The organism is Providencia sp. PROV130 (genome assembly GCF_028482225.1).
GTDB lineage: Bacteria > Pseudomonadota > Gammaproteobacteria > Enterobacterales > Enterobacteriaceae > Providencia > Providencia rettgeri.
Map to the genome: position 1 here is coordinate 1 of NZ_JAMPQC010000071.1, position 1,778 is coordinate 1,778.

The following is a 1,778-nucleotide window of genomic DNA, read 5'->3' on the forward strand; positions in this document are numbered from 1 at the left end:
TTGATAATGTAGCGTTATTGCCTGAATACGTCCCGTTAACACTGCCACCGTAATTACTATTACGGCTGTCATAGTTTTGATATAAACCGTAGCTGAAGCGGCTGTTCATCGCACTGCCCGTTAAACCCGCTTGGTGACGCATATCACCGTGGTTATCTACGCTCACCCCGTAACGCGCACTCATGGTTTGTGCCATTTCACTGTTGGTCAGCAGGCTTAGCGGTACCGACACATCGAACGACACCACTCGATTTTCCGGCCAACTGTTGTTGTAGCTTTTCACGCGGTCAACCATATAGCTCAAGCTATAGGAAACACCACGGAAGTTATTGTTATAAGACATTCCCACTGAGGTATTGGAGCTTTGCCCCCCCCAATAGGTGTTTTTCGAGGCTCTCAGTGACAATGAACCATACGAATCAAAAGATTGGTTGATAGAGGTCTGGAAACTGTAACGCTGACGTGAACCCGTCCAAGGCGCTAAACCATCTTTCAGGGTATAGCCCGCATTATTGTAATCCGAGAAAGAATAGAAGTTCTCAGTGGTATAACGCAGTGCCGTCAAGTCAAAGGAGGTACCTGTTGACAGCAAGCTCTTCGAATAACGAATACGGTAAGATTGCCCTTTTAAATTTTTCTCTGAAAATTTAGCATCTGAATGTGTCACGTCCGTGGATAACGCCCCGAGCACCCCCAGTGACAGGCCGATACCGCCCACGACCGAGTTATAGCCATTCGACACCAACAACCCACCATAAGTGGTGATATTATAAGGCAGACCGACGCTGAATGAGCCGAGCGCAAAGGTTTTACGCTCAGAGCCTACGGTGATCCCCCCATTGTAACGCCCTGCGGAAACCTCATAGTTATACGAGCCTTGGCGCTCCATCATCGGCAATGAGGAATAGGCTTGGGTGAAGACAGTTTGTTTGCCATCTTCTTCTTCTACCGTCACTTCCATGTCCCCGGCCAACCCACTGGCAGGGATATCACGAATAATAAAACGGCCTGGTGCCACGAACGTTTGGTAAACCACACTGCCATTTTGGCGTACGGTGACGGTCGCATTGGTGTTCGCAAACCCCTCTACCACGGGAGCAAACCCTTGCATGCTACTGGGGTCGAGCTGAGGGTTGGATTTCAGCGTTGCCCCTTTCATCGGAATGGAGTCAAAAATATTGCCACCCGTTGAAATTTCACCGGCGCGTAAAGTGGATTTAATCGCATTAATCGTGCGATAAACATAAGTGTTGGTGAACGAGGAATCACTGCTGCTTGAGGAGCCGCTGCTTTTGCTGTAATTATACAGGTAGCTGGTTCTTAGGCGCCACGCGCCCATGTTGATCCCCGCATTTAAGTTGGCGAACAGAGAATCACTGGTGCTGGATTTTTGGTGATGTTGAGCTAACTGGCGGTTATTACTGTAGTTTAAGACGTAGTCCATCACTAATGCGGTCACACCATCATCACGCAACTCAGGGGGCACATAGCCCGCGAAATTAGGCACCATCGCAATTTGTGGCACCGATAAATTCACGGTTAAGGTTTGCGGATCAAACGTAATAGTGGCATCAGCAATATAGTCAGACAGTTTTTCGACCTTAGCATCCTCACTAAGATCTCTTAATTTCGGTAAAGCAGAGGTATTCACCCCCAATTTTTTCAGCTCACCCACGGTAAAAACAGGGGCAATTTGACCATCCGATTGTTTATCAAATGCAATGTTGAATTCACCAGAAGGGATCAAATTCACATTCACCATGACATCATATTCACCC

General features: G+C 47.8%; 1 protein-coding gene. It reads right to left on the reverse strand.

Features of this window, described 5'->3' with window-relative positions; genetic code table 11:
- The coding region (locus tag PSF28_RS23540) for a fimbria/pilus outer membrane usher protein (protein WP_272685739.1) at positions 1-1,762 on the reverse strand (1,762 nt) is incomplete at its 3' end.
- Positions 1,763-1,778 lie beyond the last annotated feature (16 nt).